Origin of the sequence: Nocardiopsis listeri (assembly GCF_020741345.1) — a bacterium.
Classification (GTDB): domain Bacteria; phylum Actinomycetota; class Actinomycetes; order Streptosporangiales; family Streptosporangiaceae; genus Nocardiopsis; species Nocardiopsis listeri_A.
Genome location: NZ_DYZD01000397.1, coordinates 1 through 17,743, shown reverse-complemented (window position 1 = coordinate 17,743; position 17,743 = coordinate 1). Strand labels below are relative to the sequence as shown.

16 protein-coding genes are annotated in these 17,743 nt (G+C 68.5%); 7 read left to right on the top strand and 9 right to left on the bottom strand.

Annotated elements, in window-relative coordinates:
• Nucleotides 1-121: 121 nt before the first annotated feature.
• From K8V84_RS21430 to K8V84_RS21410, 5 genes are all read right to left on the bottom strand, one after another.
• On the bottom strand, nt 122-1,216 hold the full coding sequence (locus K8V84_RS21430) for an ABC transporter ATP-binding protein (protein WP_304077894.1): 1,095 nt from the start codon (nt 1,214-1,216) through the stop codon (nt 122-124).
• Nucleotides 1,213-2,289 (bottom strand): ABC transporter ATP-binding protein, encoded by a 1,077-nt coding sequence (locus K8V84_RS21425; RefSeq protein WP_304077891.1) that lies wholly within the window; start codon nt 2,287-2,289, stop codon nt 1,213-1,215. Before K8V84_RS21425 ends, K8V84_RS21430 begins: the two co-directional genes overlap by 4 nt.
• Before the next feature lie 2 nt (nt 2,290-2,291).
• The gene (locus K8V84_RS21420) at nt 2,292-3,305 is read right to left on the bottom strand and encodes an ABC transporter permease (RefSeq protein ID WP_304077888.1); all 1,014 of its coding nucleotides are present in this window, start codon (nt 3,303-3,305) and stop codon (nt 2,292-2,294) included.
• A complete protein-coding gene (locus K8V84_RS21415) occupies nt 3,305-4,309 on the bottom strand; it encodes an ABC transporter permease (protein ID WP_304077883.1) in 1,005 nt (334 codons plus the stop codon). Before K8V84_RS21415 ends, K8V84_RS21420 begins: the two co-directional genes overlap by 1 nt.
• Before the next feature lie 143 nt (nt 4,310-4,452).
• Nucleotides 4,453-6,120 carry an ABC transporter substrate-binding protein gene (locus tag K8V84_RS21410; protein WP_304077880.1) on the bottom strand — a complete coding sequence of 556 codons (1,668 nt, stop codon included), beginning with the start codon at nt 6,118-6,120 and terminating at the stop codon, nt 4,453-4,455.
• Between the two features lie 326 nt (nt 6,121-6,446).
• On the opposite strand from K8V84_RS21410, the gene K8V84_RS21405 reads away from it, so the two are divergent.
• Complete coding sequence (locus tag K8V84_RS21405) at nt 6,447-6,848, top strand: hypothetical protein (protein WP_304077877.1); 402 nt, start codon at nt 6,447-6,449, stop codon at nt 6,846-6,848.
• A gap of 66 nt (nt 6,849-6,914) precedes the next feature.
• Here the strand turns inward: K8V84_RS21405 and K8V84_RS21400 are convergent, their stop codons facing one another.
• Both K8V84_RS21400 and K8V84_RS21395 read right to left on the bottom strand, forming a co-directional pair.
• Nucleotides 6,915-7,409 (bottom strand): hypothetical protein, encoded by a 495-nt coding sequence (locus tag K8V84_RS21400; RefSeq protein WP_304077874.1) that lies wholly within the window; start codon nt 7,407-7,409, stop codon nt 6,915-6,917.
• Nucleotides 7,410-7,504: 95 nt separating this feature from the next.
• Nucleotides 7,505-8,020, bottom strand: coding sequence for a gluconokinase (locus K8V84_RS21395; RefSeq protein ID WP_304077871.1), 516 nt, complete (start codon nt 8,018-8,020; stop codon nt 7,505-7,507).
• Between the two features lie 133 nt (nt 8,021-8,153).
• Here K8V84_RS21395 and K8V84_RS21390 point away from each other — a divergent pair, with 133 nt between their 5' ends.
• On the top strand, nt 8,154-8,864 hold the full coding sequence (locus tag K8V84_RS21390; RefSeq protein WP_304077868.1) for a FadR/GntR family transcriptional regulator: 711 nt from the start codon (nt 8,154-8,156) through the stop codon (nt 8,862-8,864).
• 39 nt (nt 8,865-8,903) lie between these two features.
• On the opposite strand, the gene K8V84_RS21385 is transcribed toward K8V84_RS21390, so the two are convergent.
• Nucleotides 8,904-10,280 carry a GntP family permease gene (locus tag K8V84_RS21385; RefSeq protein ID WP_304077865.1) on the bottom strand — a complete coding sequence of 459 codons (1,377 nt, stop codon included), beginning with the start codon at nt 10,278-10,280 and terminating at the stop codon, nt 8,904-8,906.
• Nucleotides 10,281-10,937: 657 nt separating this feature from the next.
• Here K8V84_RS21385 and K8V84_RS21380 point away from each other — a divergent pair.
• The 5 genes from K8V84_RS21380 (at nt 10,938) to K8V84_RS21360 (ending at nt 16,364) form a co-directional block, all read left to right on the top strand.
• On the top strand, nt 10,938-11,573 hold the full coding sequence (locus K8V84_RS21380; protein WP_304077863.1) for a DJ-1/PfpI family protein: 636 nt from the start codon (nt 10,938-10,940) through the stop codon (nt 11,571-11,573).
• 86 nt (nt 11,574-11,659) lie between these two features.
• A complete protein-coding gene (locus tag K8V84_RS21375; protein ID WP_304077897.1) occupies nt 11,660-12,664 on the top strand; it encodes a low specificity L-threonine aldolase in 1,005 nt (334 codons plus the stop codon).
• Between the two features lie 148 nt (nt 12,665-12,812).
• Nucleotides 12,813-13,601: an IclR family transcriptional regulator gene (locus K8V84_RS21370; RefSeq protein ID WP_304077861.1), complete on the top strand. Its 789-nt coding sequence runs from the start codon at nt 12,813-12,815 to the stop codon at nt 13,599-13,601.
• Nucleotides 13,602-13,881: 280 nt separating this feature from the next.
• The gene (glpK, locus tag K8V84_RS21365; protein ID WP_304077857.1) at nt 13,882-15,381 is read left to right on the top strand and encodes a glycerol kinase GlpK; all 1,500 of its coding nucleotides are present in this window, start codon (nt 13,882-13,884) and stop codon (nt 15,379-15,381) included.
• Between the two features lie 230 nt (nt 15,382-15,611).
• Nucleotides 15,612-16,364, top strand: coding sequence for an MIP/aquaporin family protein (locus K8V84_RS21360; RefSeq protein WP_304077854.1), 753 nt, complete (start codon nt 15,612-15,614; stop codon nt 16,362-16,364).
• A 64-nt stretch (nt 16,365-16,428) separates the two neighbouring features.
• On the opposite strand, the gene K8V84_RS21355 is transcribed toward K8V84_RS21360, so the two are convergent.
• Complete coding sequence (locus K8V84_RS21355; RefSeq protein ID WP_304077851.1) at nt 16,429-17,280, bottom strand: helix-turn-helix transcriptional regulator; 852 nt, start codon at nt 17,278-17,280, stop codon at nt 16,429-16,431.
• Nucleotides 17,281-17,743: the final 463 nt, after the last annotated feature.

Genomic DNA, 17,743 nt, shown 5'->3' with positions numbered 1-17,743 from the left:
CCCACCCCACCAGACCACCCAAAGACCCACGACCCAAGGCGCCTCCAACCTCCCGGCACACCCCGCACACGAAAGCGCGGGCGCCCCCACCACGCCGGGGCACCCGCGCTTTCGCGTTCACTCAGCTCGCGCCGTGCACGATCCGTTCGGCCCGTTCCTCGCTGGGCTGGATCTCACCGGACAGGATCTGCTCGGCGTAGTGGCAGGCCACCCGGTGGGTACCGCTCTTCAGCGCGCGCAGCTCGGGTCGTTCGGTGTCGCAGAGCTCCTCCTGGCGCCAGGGGCACCGGGTGTGGAACCGGCAGCCCGTCGGCGGGTTCGCGGGCGAGGGCAGGTCGCCGGCGAGCAGGATCCGCTCACGGGAATCCTCGACCGTGGGGTCGGGGACCGGCACCGCCGACATCAGCGAACGGGTGTAGGGGTGCATCGGGGTCTCGTACATCTCGTCGCTGGTGGCCTCTTCCACCAGCGAACCCAGGTACATCACCCCGACGACGTCGCTGACGTGCCGCACGACCGCGAGGTCGTGGGCGATCACCAGGTACGTCAGCCCCATCTCGTCCTGGAGTTCCTCCAGGAGGTTGAGCACCTGCGCCTGGATGGACACGTCCAGCGCGGAGACGGGTTCGTCGCAGATGATCAGGTCCGGCTGCAGGACCAGTGCCCGGGCGATGCCGATGCGCTGGCGCTGGCCGCCGGAGAACTCGTGCGGGTAGCGCTTGAGCGCCTTGGCGGACAGACCCACCCGTTCCAGGGCGTCGACGACGCGGGCCTGCCGGTCCTCCTTGATCAGTCGACGGCGGTCCTTTGCGGTGGTGCCCTCGGGGAACTCCTCGGGCCCGCCGATACCGTGGGTCTCCAGCCCCTCCATGAGGATGGCGCCGATGGTCTGCCTCGGGTTGAGGCTTCCCAGCGGGTCCTGGAAGACCATCTGGAGGTTGGCGCGTTCGCGACGCATGGACTCGGAGTCGAGTCCGGCGAGGTCGCGCCCGCCGAACCACACTTCGCCGTCGGTGATCTGGTTCAGGCGCAGGACGGCCCGCCCCAGGGTGGTCTTGCCGCATCCGGATTCGCCGACGAGGCCGTAGGTCTGGCCCTTCTCGACGCGCAGCGAAACACCGTCGACGGCTTGGACGTGCCCGATGGTGCGGTCGATGAGCACGCCGCGCTTGATCGGGAAGTGGACCTTGAGGTCCTTGATCTCCAGCAGGCTCATCCCCGCTCCTCCTCGTCTTCAGCGGCAACGGTCGAGCTGTCCAGGACGGCCCGGTCCACCACTTCCGCGTGCTCGATGGGGTTGACACAGCGGTGGACGTGTCCGCCGCCGTCGCCGTTCGCCATGGTCACGAGAGGGGGCGGCCCCTGGAGGCACTCCATCGTGTAGTGGTCGCAGCGGGGCGCGAACGCGCAGCCGTCCGCCCAGGCGATGTTGTCGTTGACCGAACCGCGCACCGGGGTGAGCGGTTCCCCGCGTGGAGCGTCGAGCCTCGGGATGGACCCGAGCAGTCCCACGGTGTACGGGTGTGTGGGGTCGGCGAACAACGGTTCACGCGGCGCGGTCTCCACCGCCCGCCCGGCGTACAGGACGTTGATGTCGTCGCACAGGCCGGCCACCACGCCCAGGTCGTGGGTGATCATGAGCAGGGCGGTGCCCTCCTCGGTGACCAGGTCCTTGAGCAGCTCCAGGATCTGCGCCTGGATGGTGACGTCCAGGGCGGTGGTGGGTTCGTCCGCGATCATCAGGCGGGGCTTGCAGGCCACCGCCATGGCGATGAGCGCGCGCTGACGCATTCCGCCGGACAGTTGGTGCGGGTATTCGTTGAGCCTTCTGGTGGGGTCGGGGATGCCCACCCGGTACAGCAGGTCGGCGGCCTCCTTACGGGCGGCGGCCCCGCGCATCCCCCGGTGTCGCTTGAGGATCTCGGTGACCTGCAGGCCGATGGGGACCACCGGGTTGAGCGAGCTGAGCGGGTCCTGGAAGATCATCGCCATCTGGGATCCGCGCAGGTCCCGCAGACGGCGTTGGGAGAGACGGAGCAGGTCCGTCTCCCCGTCGGGCAGTTGCATGACGGCGCTGCCACCGACCTTGACCCCCCGGTCCGGGAGGAGCCCCATCAGGGCCAGGGAGGTGACGCTCTTGCCGCAGCCGGACTCGCCGACCAGACCCGTGACGCGGCCTTCCTCCAGGCTGAAGGAGACCCCGTCGACGGCGCGCGTTTCACCGGACCCGCGCCGGTGGAACACCACGGACAGCTCGTCCACCGCCAACAGCGGGGTGCTGGAACTCATGGTCACTTCCTCAACTTCGGGTCGAGCGCCTCACGCAGGGACTCCCCGAGGAGGGTGAAGCCGAGCGCGGTGATGATGATCCCCAGGGCCGGATAGACGGCCAGGGAGGGGGCGCTGGACAGGAACCGCTGGGCCTCGGAGAGCATCGTGCCCCACTCCGGGAAGTTCGCGTCGGGGTTGCCCAGGCCCAGGTAGGACAGTGCGGCCGCGTCGATGATGGCGGTCGCCAGGGTGAGCGTGGACTGGACGAGAACCGGCCCCATGGAGTTGGGCAGGATGTGCGTCAGGGCGATCTTGTGGTTGCGCACGCCCATGGCCTGCGCGGCCAGCACGTACTCGCGGTTGCCCTGGGAGATCATCGCGCCGCGCAGCAGCCGGGCGAAGATCGGGATCTGGGCGATACCGACCGCGAGCATGACGGTGGTCAGGCTGGGTCCGACGAGCGCGGCGACGGTGACGGCGAGCAGCAGGGACGGTAGCGCGAGCATCATGTCGATGACGCGCATGACGACGTTGTCGACCTGACGCCCCCACCGGCCGCCGAGGACCGTGCAGGCACCGGCGACGCCGCCGAGCAGCGCGCCGAACAGGAAACCGACGAAGGTGGCGACCACACCGACCATGAGTGTCTGGCGGGCGCCGATCACCATCCGGGAGAACATGTCCCGGCCGAGGTGGTCCAGGCCCAGCCAGTTCTCCGCGCGTGGTCCGACGAACTCGTTGCGGTTGGGGAAGACCTCGCTGCCCCAGGCCTGTGATGTGGGGCTGTAGGGGGCGATGAGCGGGGAGAACAGCGCCACCAGCAAGAACACGACGACGATGATCGCACCGCTGATCGCCATGGGGCTGCGCCGCATGCGACCGAAGGCCTCGCGCCAGATCCCGGCGCCGTGGCCGTCGTCGCCCCGGTCGCCCATGAGTTCGGCGAGCCGGTCGACCTTGGCGGCCTTGCGCTTGTGGAGGGGCGTCGTCTCTTCGGTCTCGGAGGGGCTTTGGGAGCTCGGTGTCGTAGGCATCACTGGGCCCGCACTCTCGGGTCGAGGAGGCTGTACGAGATGTCGACCAGGAGGTTGATGAACACGTACATGGTGGCGATGAGCAGGATGAACCCGGTCAGGACCGGATAGTCGCGTTCCTGGGTGGCGATGTACACGAACGAACCGATGCCGGGGAAGGCGAACACGCTCTCGGTGAGGACGGCGCCGGCGAAGAGGCTGCCCGTGAGCAGACCGACGGCGGTGACCACCGGCAGCAGGGCGTTGCGCAGCACGTGGCGGGTGCGGACCGTGGTCCGGTGCAGGCCCTTGGCGTTGGCCGTGCGCACGTAGTCCTCCTCCATCACCTCCAGGACGCTCGCCCTGGTCATACGGGTGATGACGGCCAACGGGATGGACGCCAGCGCCAGCCCCGGCAGGGCCAGGTGGGCGAGCGCGTCCCAGACCACGTCCCATTCACGGGTCATGACGCCGTCCAGGACGACGAACCCGGTGATGTCGGTGCGGGTGAGCCCCGGAGCGAGTCGGAAGGCCGAGGGGAACCACCCCATGCCCTCGGCGAAGACCACCTTGAGGATGAAGGCGAGGAAGAAGACCGGGGTGCAGATGCCCAGAAGGGAACCGCCGACGGCGGCGAAGTCCAAAACGGTACCGCGGCGGCGCGCGGCGAGGTAGCCGAGCGGAAGTCCGATGATGACGGCGATGAGGATCGCGGTCACGCCCAGCTCGAAGGTCGCCGGAAACCTGAGGAGGAACTCGTCCAGGACCGGACGTGAGGTCTGGAGCGAGGTTCCGAGGTCGCCCTGGGCGATTCGGCGCAGGAAGGCCAGGTACTGAACCATGAGTGGTTCGTCCAGGCCGAGCGACCGCCGCAGCATCGCACGCTGTTCGGGGGTCGCGTCGTCGGGGAGGAGGGCGTACTCCGGCCCGCCCGGCAGCCGTTGGAGCCAGACGAACAGCAGGATCGACAGGCCACCCAGTGTCGGGATGAGCTGTAGGAGTCGCCTGACGATGAATCGCAGCACCTTCGCCGCCTTTCGCCAGTGGTGGGAGGTTCGAGTGATCGGGGGATCGCCCCGGGGGGGAGGCGTGGCGACGGGGGGACACCGCCATGGGGCGCCCGTGGGGCCGGGCCCGACCGACGTCGCGGTCGGGCCCGGCGGAGCCACTACTTCCAGGAGGCTTCGGCGAAGTTCTCCTGCGTCAGCGGGCTGACGTTGGGCGGTTCGATGTCGGAAGAGAAGGCGATCGAGGGCGGGGAGCTGGAGATGGGCAGGCCCGGCAGGGCGTCCATGACCATCTCGTTGAGCTCCTGGTAACCGGCGACGCGCTCTTCCTCGTCGGGGTTGGTGCTCACCTCGGTCATCTTGTCGAAGAGCTCTTCCTCGTCCATGCCCCACGCGTCGTTGTGCGTGGAGAACCAGGTGCCGATGAAGTTGTAGGCGTCGTTGTAGTCACCGGTCCAGCCGAGCAGGTACATCGGGCAGTTGCCGCTGTCGACCTGGCCGGAGTAGACGGACCACTCGTAGGGGGTGGCCTCCACGGTGACGCCGATCTCCTGGAGGTCTTCGGTGATGACGTCGAAGATGTCCTTGGGAGCGGGCATGTAGGGGCGGGTGACCTCGGTCGGGTAGCAGAACTCGACGTCGAAGCCGTCCTCGTACCCGGCGTCGGCGAGCATCTCGCGGGCCTTCTCCGGGTCGTAGTCGAAGGTCCTCACGTCCCCGGACCAACCGTCGAGGGTGTCCGGGTGGAACTGCGTGGCGACCTCACCGCCCTCGGGGAGGATGGTGTCGACGATGCGCTGGCGGTCCACCGCGTGGGAGAGGGCCTCACGGACCTCCATCTCGGCGAGCGCCTCGTGGCTCTCCTGTTGGTAGGCCAGGTACAGGACGTTGAACACGTCACGGGTGGGCACCTGGAAACCGGCGTCCTCCAGCGGCGCGACGTCGGCCGGGGCGACCAGGTCGTAGCCCTGGATGTCACCGGCCTCCAGCGCCTGGCGGCGGGCGGTCTCGTCGGGGATGCCCCGTAGGATCATGGTCTCGAAGCCCGCCGGGTCGCCCCAGTAGTCGTCGTACCGGTTGAGGGTGACCTCGGCCTGGTCCTGGTTCCACTCCTCGACGGTGAACGGACCGGTGCCGGCGAGGGAGCCGGCGTTCTGGGCGAAGTCGGGGAGGGTCAGGTTGCCCTCTTCACCGGTGACCTCCTGGCCCTCCATGGTCTCCAGGGTGGTGGGGCTCATGATGCCGAAGGCGGCGAGGCTGAATCCGCCGGGGAAGATCGAGGAGTAATCGGAGATCTCGATGACGGCGGTGAGCTCGTCCTCGGCGTCGCAGGAGACGTAACGGGACTCACCGGTGCTGAAGTCCTCGTCGGGCTCGGCGAATCCGCCGAAGATCGCCTGCCAGTAGTAGGACAGGTTGGAGCTCTGGTAGGCGCCGGTCAGGTTGTTCCAGCGATCGAAGTTGGCGCAGACGACCTCGGCGTTCAATTCGTCGCCGTCGTGGAAGGTGACGTTGTCGCGGAGGTTGAAGGTCCAGACGGTTCCGTCCTCGGACTGTTCCCAGGTCTCGGCGAGACCACCGACGATTTCCGAACCACCGGATTCGTGGTCCAGAAGGGTTTCGAAGACCTGCCGGCTGTAACGGTAGGTCTCGCCGTCGTTGGTGAGGAAGGGGTCCAGTGACGTGATGTCACCCGCGGCCCCGAAGACGAACGGCTGCTCGCCGTCGCCGGAGCCGCGGTCACTCTCCGCACAGGCTGTCGCCACCAGGGTGAGTGACGCCGCGACGGCCACGAGGCCGAGCGGCTTTCGAGAAGACTTCGTGAACATGTGGTCCACCTCAGGGGGACGTGGGGTTGAGGCCCAGAACGATTGCTGTGGACCCTAAACCGGGTTACGACCCCCTGGGAAGATAGACGGCTGGGTATTAATACAACCGTTTCAGATCTGTGCCGTGATCCATAGCTCGGTTTTTCGCGCCCAGGTGTTCAACTGTTCGGGGTCTTAAAGGGGGCAACGGAAACCCGAATGACATGACTCTGAGTACGCGGTTCGGCACATTCCCAAAAAGCTGTCCGGTCATAGGATGATTTAACTTTTCCGACACGATGTCCGTTTCGAACCGGGGACCCTTCCAAGAGCCCTATGATCTGCGAATGGACACACCCCTGGACGACGCGTCCCTCACCGCGTTCCTCGAAGGTCAGGACAGCGCCTGGCTCACCGAACAGCTCATGCTGATCGCCGACGAGGACCCCATCACCCGCATCCGCCTGAGCGGTGCCGCCGGCGCGGAGAGCGCGGTCGAGGAGGCACGCGCCGCCGTGCTGTCCCTGGTCAACGCGCACCTGCCCGACGAGGACGAGACGGACGACGAGGACGATCCCCTCCACCGTGCCCTCGACCTCCTGGACGATCTCATCGACTACGGCTTCGAGGACGAGATCGGCGACGTCGCGGACGAGGCCCGAGAGGTGTACGTCGCCCGTCACGGCGAGGACGACGGTGAGCACCTGGCCCGGCTGCACGTCCTGGCCGACGGCGACGATGACGACTGACCGGACATGAGGAAGGGCCCGGCGGACGAACCGCCGGGCCCGTTGTCGAAGTGGAAGGATCCGGTACTACTCGTGGCACCAGCGGCGCACGCCGGTGCTCCACAGCGCGATGTTGAGGACGATCGCGAAGAGCGCCGCCACGATCCCCGCCAGCATCAGCGGGGTGTCGGCGAGCCGAGCCGCCAGGAACAGCGTGAACAGCGCGGTACCGAAGGCGAACAGCGAACCGACCTGGGAGGCCCGCCAGAGCACGTGACCGGCCCGACGGACCGGCAGTGCCAGCGCGACCAGGCCGAGGCCGACCAGGACCGTCATCGCGAGCAGCAGCCACAACTCGGTCGTCACGCTCGCGTGGACGCCTTCGGACAGCATGCTCCCGACCAGGTAGGCGAGCAGGCCGTACAGGACCGCGGCGACGAACATCAGGACACAGGTCTGCCGCACGTCCAGCGGGGGCCGCACTCCCGGGTGCCCCGCGGCCAGAAGGCTCTTCCGAGGCGGGGGAACCACACTGAAGGGTCGGGACGCGGTGGTGGTGGGGGACGGTTGGGAGTCTTGCATGACGAACAGGGTCGCGTGCCGCGCCCGACTGCACAAGTGGAGCAATGCCACACAACGGACCGTGGTCGGAGCGTGACATAACGGCGCGGCCCGGATCAGACCCCTGTGACCCCGGTCCGCTCCCCCACGTACTCCAGGGCCTGCGACGTCAGCGTGTCCAGGTCGTCGCGAACGTCGAGTTCCCGGCCCGCCTCGTCCGGGTCGAGCCGCTCCAGGGTCTCCAGCTGGGAGAGCAGCAGCCCCGACGGCATGAAGTGGCCCTCTCGGGCGTCGAGCCGTTCCCAGATCACCTCCTCCGTTCCGTGCAGGTGGAGGAAGTGCACCTCCAACGCCCCGGCCCTCAGCAGGTCCCTGTAGTCGCGCTTGAGCGCGGAACAGGCCATCACGGTGGACTCGCCCAGGGCGTCGTGCTCACCGATCCAGCGGGCCAGTTCACGCAGCCATGGTCCTCGGTCCTCGTCGGTCAGAGGCACCCCCGACTCCATCTTTCGGATGTTGGCCTCGGGGTGGAAGTCGTCCGCCTCGGCGAAGGGCGATCCGAGACGGCCCGCGACCCGCTCGGCCACACTCGTCTTGCCGCTACCGGACACACCCATGAAGACAAAGTGCATGGTCTCTCCGTCTCGTGGCCCGCCCCTCGGCGGCACCACCAATAGTGTTATCAATCGTTCCCGTTAGGCTTCAGGCTGACCCCCGGCCCATCGCGGCCGAAGCAGTAGAACCGGGAAGTACGAGGGACCACCGATGGGCACGACGCACCGCACGTTGCACAACCGGGTGCTGGCGGTGCTCGGCCCGGCGATCGCCGCCGGCGAGTACGCCTGCGGCCACACCTTCACGCTGAGCGGGTTGGAGGAGGGATTCGGGGTCTCCCGGACGGTCGCCCGCGAGGCGGTGCGGGTCCTGGAGTCCATGGGGCTGGTGATCAGCCGCCCCCGCACCGGCATCCGGGTCCGGCCCCAGCGCGACTGGAGCGTGTTCGATCCGCAGCTGATCCGTTGGCGCCTGGCCGGGGACGCCCGTATGGACCAGCTCCGGTCCCTGAACGAACTGCGCGCGGCCGTGGAGCCCGGCGCCGCCGCGTTGGCCGCCGAGCGCGGCCCCGCCGACGAGCGGGCCCAGCTGGTGGTGCTGGCCGAACAGATGACTCTGACCGGTCGGGCCGGCAGGCTCGACACGTTCATGGACCTGGACGTCACGTTCCACCGGCGCATCCTGGAACTGTCCGGCAACGAGATGCTGGCCGGTCTCTCGGACGTGGTGACCGAGGTCCTGGTCGGCCGCACCTCCTACGACCTGATGCCGCACCAGCCCCGCCCGGAGGCGTTGCGCCTGCACACCGCGGTGGCGCAGGCCATCCGGGACGGCCTGCCGGACGTGGCGGAGGCGGCGATGCGGGCCATCGTCACCGAGGTCGCCGACGCGCTGAAGGACACCCACCCCTCGCAGGGGTGAGTCGCGGTCGGGTCGCCCGGTGACCATGGCCCGCTCCACCTACAGGACCAGGGACAGACCGAAGGCGAGCCCGAAGCCGATGAAGCCGATCAGGGTCTCCATCACGGTCCAGGTCTTCAGCGTGGTCTTGACGTCCATGCCCAGGAAGCGGCCGACCAGCCAGAAGCCGGAGTCGTTGACGTGCGACAGGGCCGTGGCTCCGGAGGCGATGGCGATCACGATCAGGGCCAGGTCGATGGAGCTCAGCCCCGAGGTGGCCTGCACCGCCGGAGCGATGAGGCCCGCGGCGGTGGTGATGGCGACGGTGGCCGAACCCTGGGCCACGCGCAGGGCCAGGGCGATGATGAACGCCGCGAGGATGACCGGCATGCCCGTGGACTCCAGGCTGTCGGCGAGGGCGTCACCGATACCGCTGGTGCGCAGGACCCCGCCGAACATGCCGCCGGCACCGGTGATGAGGATGATGGCGCAGACCGGGCCGAGCGCCCCGCCGACGATCTCCTCCACCCGTCCTCGGGTGAAGCGGCCCTTGCTGAGCACGACCATCGCGTAGACGACGGTGATGAGCAGGGCGATGGGGGTCTCGCCGACCAGGCGCATGGCCTGCACCCACGTGGCGTCCTCGGACACCGCGCCGGTGGCGGCGAGGGTGGTGAAGCCGGTGTTGGCGAAGATCAGCAGCATCGGCAGGAGGAGGACGCTGATGACGGTCGCCAGGTGCGGCGGGTTCTCGTGCGCGACCTCCCCGTCGGACATGATGTCGTCCGGGACGGGGATCTCCCAGCGCTTGCCCGCCCACACGCCGAACAGGTAGCTGGCCAGATACCAGGTGGGGATGGCCAGGATGGCGCCGACGAGCAGGGTCAGGCCCATGTCGGCGCCGATCTCGACGGCGGCGGTGACCGGACCGGGGTGCGGCGGGACGAACGCGTGCATCACCGCGAACGCGCCCGCGGTGGGCAGGGCGTAGAGCAGCACGGAGCCGCCCACGCGGCGGGCGACGCTGAAGACGATCGGCAGCATCACGACGAGGCCGACGTCGAAGAAGATCGGGAAGCCGAACAGCAGCGAGGCCACACCCAGTGCCAGCGGCGCGCGCTTCTCGCCGAACAGCTTGATGAGGGCGCCGGCCAGGACGGCCGCTCCGCCGGTGATCTCCAGCAGACGGCCGATCATCACGCCGAGGCCGACCAGGAGGGCGACGCCGGCGAGCGTTCCGCCGAAACCGTCCAGGAGGGTGGGCACCACCCCGGCGACCGGGATACCGGCGGCGAGGGCGGTGATCACGCTGACCAGGACCAGCGCGATGAAGGCGTGCAGTTTGAAGCGGATGATCAGGAACAGCAGGAGCGCGATGGCGCCCGCCGCGATCCCGAGGAGGGGACCCGTGCCGTAGACGGGTTCGAAGTTCTCCACGACGGAGCCTTCCAGTGGGCGGGGTTGGACGTGGCGGACACCGGGTACCGCCGTGACCTGCTCTTGAACCAGGCTCCGAGAATGGTAATACCATTTGTGAGGTCATGTGAACGCCCCGGTGAGGTTCTGTGATGGAGACGCAGGTCACAGGCCTGAAATCGGTGCTCGCGGGTCGCGCCGGCCGGAACCGGCCTTGCCCACGGCGCGGAAACGGCGCTCCCCGCCCCATAGGGCGAGCGCGTGCCTGCGACCACGGAGCTTCAACGACTGGACGACCGGATCCGACGCCAAGGGATCATCATCCTCAGCGTCTTCGCCTTCATCTGGGCGGTGGCGGGCCGGGGGAACCTGAGTCAGGCCCCGATCGCGGCCATGACCGTGTCCGCCGCCGTCGTCCTGTGGGCGAGCGCGGTCCACATCGCCGTCCGCAACCGACCGGTCGGCCGCATCCCTCATCGTCTTCGCGACCATGACCGGCCCTCACCGCTGCGACCTCCGGGTTCATCCCCCGTGACCATCCGGACAAGCCACCACCCGAACCACCAGACCGGTATTTTCACGGCACTAACGAATAAAACCGAAAGCGAGCGCAGCAGACACCAGAGCCCCGGTATCCGTAAATTGACACCCTGCCCTCCCAGACTTCAACCTCTTGCCATGAACGCAGAGCTCCGTACCTCCCTGCACCTCGCTGTTTACGACCAGATGGCCGACTGGCAGTACGGCCACGCGGTCGCACACGTGCGTTCGGGGTTGGGTCCGCTCGGGCTCGGGAGCCGCGAAATCGTCACCGTGGGCCTGACCGGAGCGCCCGTGACCACCGCCGGTGGCCTCGCCCTCCTGCCCGACCTCACGTTGCCGCAGCTCATGCCCTCGGCGAGCGCGATGCTGGTGCTCCCCGGATCGGAAGCCTGGGACCACTCCCCCGAGGTCATGGCCCCCTTGGCCTCCGCCGCCGGCATCTTCCTGGACGCCGGGGTTCCGGTCGGGGCGATCGGATCGGCCACGGTCGGCCTCGCACGCGAGGGCCTTCTCGACCACCGGGACCACACCGGGGTGTGCCGGGAGGACCTCGTCACGACCACCGGTTACGCGGGCGGTCACCGCTACCTGGCCCGGTTGGCCGTCACCGACGGGGACCTGGTCACCGCCGCCGCGACGGCACCGGTCGAGTTCACCCGCGAGATCCTGGCCCGGCTGGACGGCCACGGACCCCGAACCCTGGACTCCTGGTACCGCCGCTACGCGCTGCACGACGGCGACGCCCCCCTGAGCCTGGCGGACGAGGGCTGACCCACACCGGGCGGGCAGGCCACCGCGACGAGGCGCCGAGTATCGTCATGGCCATACCCACCTCAGCCACCCCGGGGGAGACCCTCATGATCGACCTGCGTTCGGACACCCTCACCCGTCCCACGAAGGAGATGCGCCTGGCCATGGCCGGGGCGGAGGTCGGCGACGACGTGTGGGGCGAGGACCCCACCGTGCGTGAGCTGGAGGAAGAGACGGCCGCCCTGCTCGGCAAGGAGGCCGCCCTCTACGTCGCCTCCGGTCACATGGCCAACCAACTGGGCCTGTGGGTGTCCAGCCGCAGCGGCGAGGAGGTGTGGGCGCACGAGGACCACCACCTCATCGGCGACGAACAGGGCGCCGCGATCGTACTCTCCCGGGTCCTGCCGAAGCTGTACTCGGGTGACCCGTTCCCCGCGCGGGAACTGCTGGAGGGGTGGCTCACCGGGCTGGGCGAGATGCATCGCGCGGACCTCGCCCTGCTGTGGTTGGAGAACACCTTCTCCGGTCGGGTGGTGCCGTTGGCGGAGCAGCGGCGGATCACCGGGTTCGCGCACGCCCACGGGTTGAAGGCGCACCTGGACGGGGCGCGGTTGTGGAACGCCGCCGCCCACCTGGAGGTGGAGCCGGCCGAGGTCGCCGAGGGCTTCGACACGGTGTCGGTGTGCTTCTCCAAGGGCCTGGGTGCCCCGGTGGGTTCGGCGGTGGCCGGCGACGCGGACACGATCCGGCGGGCCCGGCGCGGCCGCAAGCTGCTCGGCGGCGGTATGCGTCAGGTCGGCATCATCGCGGCGGGCGCCCTGTACGCGCTGCGCCACCACCGCGAACGCATGCCGGAGGACCACGAGCGGGCCGCTCGCCTGGCCGAACTCCTGAACGACCTGCCCGGTCTGGACGCGGTGGCGCAGACCAACATGGTGCTGGTGACCACCCCCGAAGGCGAGGCCGGTCGGTACATCGAGGCGTTCGCCGCGCAGGGGGTGCGTACGTTGGGCGGCGGTGACCGGGTCCGGATGGTCGTGAGCCTGGAGATCACCGACAGCGACATCGAGGACGCGGCGAAGGCGATCGCGAAGGCCGTCGCCGAACTCTGACCGGATCCGGCCGCAGGTCAGCGGGGTGGGGCCCTCGGTACACTGGCCCGACTCCGCCGCGACCCCGGGGCCGGCAGGTGTCGAGCGTCACATCGCGTAGTAGCATCTGGCGTATGACATTGTCGTACTAGAGAGTGGTAGCACCGCAATGCCGGGAAGAATCCAGTCCATCGAACGCGCCGCCGCGATCCTTCGGCTCCTGGCCAGTGGCGCCCGGGGACTGAGCCTGGCGGAGATCTCCCGTTCCCTCCAACTGCCCAAGGGAACGGCCCTGGGCATCCTTCGCACCCTGCAACACGTGGGATTCGTGGAACAGGACCCCGAGTCGAGCCGCTACCGCCTCGGCGGGGGCATGCTCAGCCTGGGCACCCGCTACCTGGACGGCAACGAACTGCGGACCCGGGCTCTGAACTGGGCGGACACCCTCGCCTCCCGAAGCGGGGAGAGCGTGCGCATCGGCACCCTGCACAAGCACCAGGTACTGGTGGTGCACCACGTCTTCCGCCCCGACTCCTCCCGCCAGACCCTGGACGTGGGCACATTGTTGCCGTTGCACGCGACGGCCGTCGGCAAGGTCCTCATGGCCTTCGACCCCCTGGCGGTCCCGGAGGAGGTGGCCGCGGTGGAGACCGACTCGCCCGTGGAACTCACCGCCTTCACCCGCCACACGGTCACCACCATGGCCGACCTGGAGGCAGGGCTGGACGAGATCCGGGAACAGGGCTGGGGCTGGGAGGCGGAGGAACTCGTCGACGGCGAGGTGTCCATAGCCGCGCCCATCCGTGATCGGCGCGGAGTGACCGTCGGCGCGATCGGAATCCGCGGCGCGGTCGAGCGTCTGCGCGACGAGGCCGGCAGGCCCGACATGGAGCAGGTCTCCTACATCCGCGACGCTGCCCGCGCGATCTCCCGCGACCTGGGCGTGACCCCGTACTGAGGCCCGCCACGAGCGCGCTTCCGACCCCGGTCGCACGAACACCACTCGCCCGCTTTTCCGGAGTGGTGCTCTTCTGGTGTCCGCCTTCGCCTGAGATGGTGGGGTCCAGGGTCTGTGACTCACGCGACACGATTGCGTCACGCGCCCTTGACATGGGAAGGAAACACAGTCGAAACTAACGCCTAATCATACGTCATTGTCGTACGCCATGCGGGAATGACCGCTGAAACGCACGTTCCGACCCCCCGTCCCCATCCACGTCCATCTGAAGGCGAGACCGATGAGCCAGCAGTACATCGCCGCGATCGACCAGGGCACCACGTCGAGCCGCTGCATCCTCTTCGACCAGGACGGGCGCATCGTCTCGGTCGATCAACGTGAGCACCGCCAGATCTTCCCCAAGCCGGGTTGGGTGGAACACGACGCCCTGGAGATCTGGACCAACGTCGAGGCCGTCGTCCAGAAGTCGCTGGAAAAGAGCGACATCTCCCCCGACGAGATCGCCGCCATCGGCATCACCAACCAGCGCGAGACCACGCTGATCTGGGACAAAGAGACCGGCGAGCCGGTCTACAACGCGATCGTCTGGCAGGACACCCGTACCGACGACCTCGCTCGCGAGCTCGGCGGTGAGGAGGGCCAGGACCGCTTCCGCCCCAAGTGCGGTCTGCCGCTGGCCACCTACTTCTCCGGCCCCAAGATCCGCTGGCTGCTCGACAACGTCGAGGGGGTCCGCGAGCGCGCCGACCGCGGTGAACTGCTGTTCGGCACCATGGACACCTGGCTGATCTGGAAGCTGACCGGCAAGCACATCACCGACGTCACCAACGCCAGCCGCACCATGTTGATGAACCTGGAGACGCTGGCCTGGGACGAGGAGATCCTGGCCGCCATGGACATCCCGGCGAGCCTGCTCCCGCAGATCCGCTCCTCCTCCGAGGTCTACGGCGAGTCCAACGGCTACCTGGCCGGCACGCCGGTCGCCTCCTCGCTCGGCGATCAGCACGCCGCGTTGTTCGGCCAGACCTGCTTCGACCCGGGTGACGTCAAGGGCACCTACGGCACCGGCACGTTCCTGGTCATGAACACCGGCACCGAGCCCATCAAATCCGAGAACGGCCTGCTCACCACGCTGGGTTACAAGATCGGGGACGCCCCCGCGGTCTACGCCCTGGAGGGCTCCGTAGCGGTCACCGGTTCGCTGGTGCAGTGGCTGCGCGACAACCTCGGCCTCATCACCTCCGCCCCGGAGATCGAGACCCTGGCCCGCACCGTGGACGACAACGGCGGCTGCTACATCGTTCCGGCCTTCTCCGGCCTGTTCGCCCCGCACTGGCGCAGCGACGCCCGCGGTGTCATCGCCGGCCTGACCGGTTACGTGAACAAGGGTCACATCGCGCGCGCCGTCCTGGAGGCCTCGGCCTGGCAGACCCGCGAGGTCGTCGACGCCATGAACGCCGACTCCCGGATCGACCTGACCACCCTGAAGGTCGACGGTGGCATGACCGCGGACAACCTGCTGATGCAGATCCTGTCCGACGTCCTGGACGCCGAGGTGGTCCGCCCGATGGTCGCCGAGACCACGTGTTTGGGCGCCGCCTACGCGGCCGGTCTGGCCGTGGGCTACTGGCCCGACATCGAGACCCTGCGCGCCAACTGGCACAAGGCCGCCGAGTGGAGCCCGAAGATGGAGCCGGCTGTCCGCGAGCGCGAGTACCACAACTGGAACAAGGCCGTTCGGCGCACCCTGGACTGGGTGGAGCACGAAGACGTCAAGTGACGGGGGCGGACGTCCGGCGTCCGATCCACGTGCATGACCGCGCCCCAGGGGCCTAGCGCGAACTGGAACCCCTGGGGCGCGGATCGGGGACACCGAACTGGTGCCCCTACCCATCCAACCGTGACGGGTGTGTCCGATTATGCCCGTGTCGACGAGGCTCCGCCCAGGAGCCCGCCGCATCGGCGGACGTCACCCGTGACCCGGCTGCCCCCCCAGGGGCGGAGATCCCCATGGTCTATCTCGCAGAATTCATCGGAACCGCGATCCTCACCCTTTTGGGCTGTGGTGTCGTCGCGGGTGTATCCCTGGCCCGGTCCAAGGCCCTGAACGGCGGCTGGATCGTCGTGACGCTCGGCTGGGGCATGGCGGTCGCCATGGCCGTCTACGTCGTCGGCACCACCAGCGGCGCGCACATCAACCCGGCGGTCACGCTGGGCCTGGCCGGTATCGGCGACTTCGAGTGGGCGCTGGTGCCCGGTTACATCGCCGCGCAGGTGGCCGGCGGTTTCGTCGGCGCCGTCCTGGTGTACCTGGTCTACCTCCCGCACTGGGAGCACACCGAGGACCAGGCCACCAAGCTGGGCGTGTTCTCCACAGCCCCGGCGGTGCGCAAGCCGCTCCTCAACATGGTCACGGAGATCATCGGCACCGCCCTGCTGCTCCTGGGAATCCTCGGTATCGGCGCCAACGCCGACGCGGTGTCGTCGGACGGCGGTGTCCAACTGTCCGATCTGTTCGCCAACGGTCTGGCCCCGCTGATGGTGGGTCTGTTGGTGCTGGCGATCGGCCTGTCCCTCGGCGGCCCCACCGGTTACGCCATCAACCCGGCCCGTGACCTGGGCCCGCGTATCGCGCACGCCCTGCTGCCCATCGCCGGCAAGGGCCCCTCCGACTGGGGGTACTCCTGGGTCCCGATCGTCGGTCCCCTCATCGGCGGTGTGATCGGTGCCTGGATCTGGAAGCTGACCGGATTCGGCGGCTGATCCCGGGGAACCGCGGCCGAAACGCCGTGGGGGCGTCCGACCTCGATCGGGCGCCCCGTCCTCATCAGTCCAGGTGTACGTCGCGCAGGTGGTCCAGGGTCTCCGCCGGGCGAAGGGCCACCAGGCGCAGGTGGTCCATCAGGTTCTGGTAGCGGGCCACCTCGTCCGGCTCCTCCAGGTAGATGCCGTCGGTGACGGTCTCCAGGAACACGACCGTGGGGTCGATGGGATCGGGGAACTCCAGCACCACGCACGAGCCACCGCTTCCGGGGTTGAGCCGGTCCGCACGCGTCATCTGCACGGTGACGTTGGGGCGCCGCGCCATCTCCAGGAGGTGCTCGACCTGGGCGCGCTTGGTCCGCGGGTGGTCCTTCAGGCGCAGCAGGGAGCCCTCGTCGAAGATCGCGCACAGCCGGGGAGGATCCTGGTCCTCCAGGATGCGCTGACGGGTCATGCGGGCGTCGATGGCCCTCCGGATCTCCTGGGGGCCGGCCAGACAGGCCTGGGCGTTGATCTTCATGTACTCGGGCACCTGGAGGAGCCCGGGGATCATGATGGGCTGCCAGGTGGTGATCGCGCTCGCCTCGGTCTCGAAGCCGACGAAGCGCGCGGCGAGGACGTCGCGGTAGCGGGTCCACCAGCCGCGTTCCAGGGACTGGCGGCACAGGTCGAGAATCTCGTCGAACTCGCGCCCGGGACGGACCTCGCAGGCCTCCAGGACCGCCTTGACCTCGGCGACCGTGGGCCTCTTCTTCACCCCCGACTCGATGTTGGAGTAGGTGGACTTGGACAGACCGGCGTCGGCGGCGACCTCTTCGCCGGTCTTGCGCGCGGCGAGCCGGATCCGGCGGAGCTCGGCGGACAGGCGGCGTCGCCGGATGGTTGGAGAGTACCTAGTGGCCATGATGGGGCTCATCGTAGAACCGGGAACGCCCGCCCTGTAGGGCAATCCGGGGAACCCGGAATCCAGGCCCTGATTCCGTTCCGGAAACCGGGATGTCGTCTTTCGAGAGGCTGGATTCCAGATCTCGGCCCCTCGACGGCTCCACAGACCCGCAGTGTGCGACAATGCCGCATACCGTGTACCACTGGCGACACCCTCACTCCACCGTGTCACTGCAGTCACTGGTGCAACATCCCCCAGCACCGCCGAGAAGGCGGAATTCAGAACCAGGGGCGGCCAACCTTGGGCATCGTTCGGCATTGTCGTATTATTCAGTCGACACCAGCCTGAAACGCGGAGTCCGTTCAGGTACGTGCACCAGCCACCCCTCCCCAACGGACGGAGCACCAGCCATGAAGGCCGACACCCACCGCGCCACACCCGCGTACCGGGCCCACACCCGCGAGGAACTCACCCGCGGCACCTTCGACCTCCT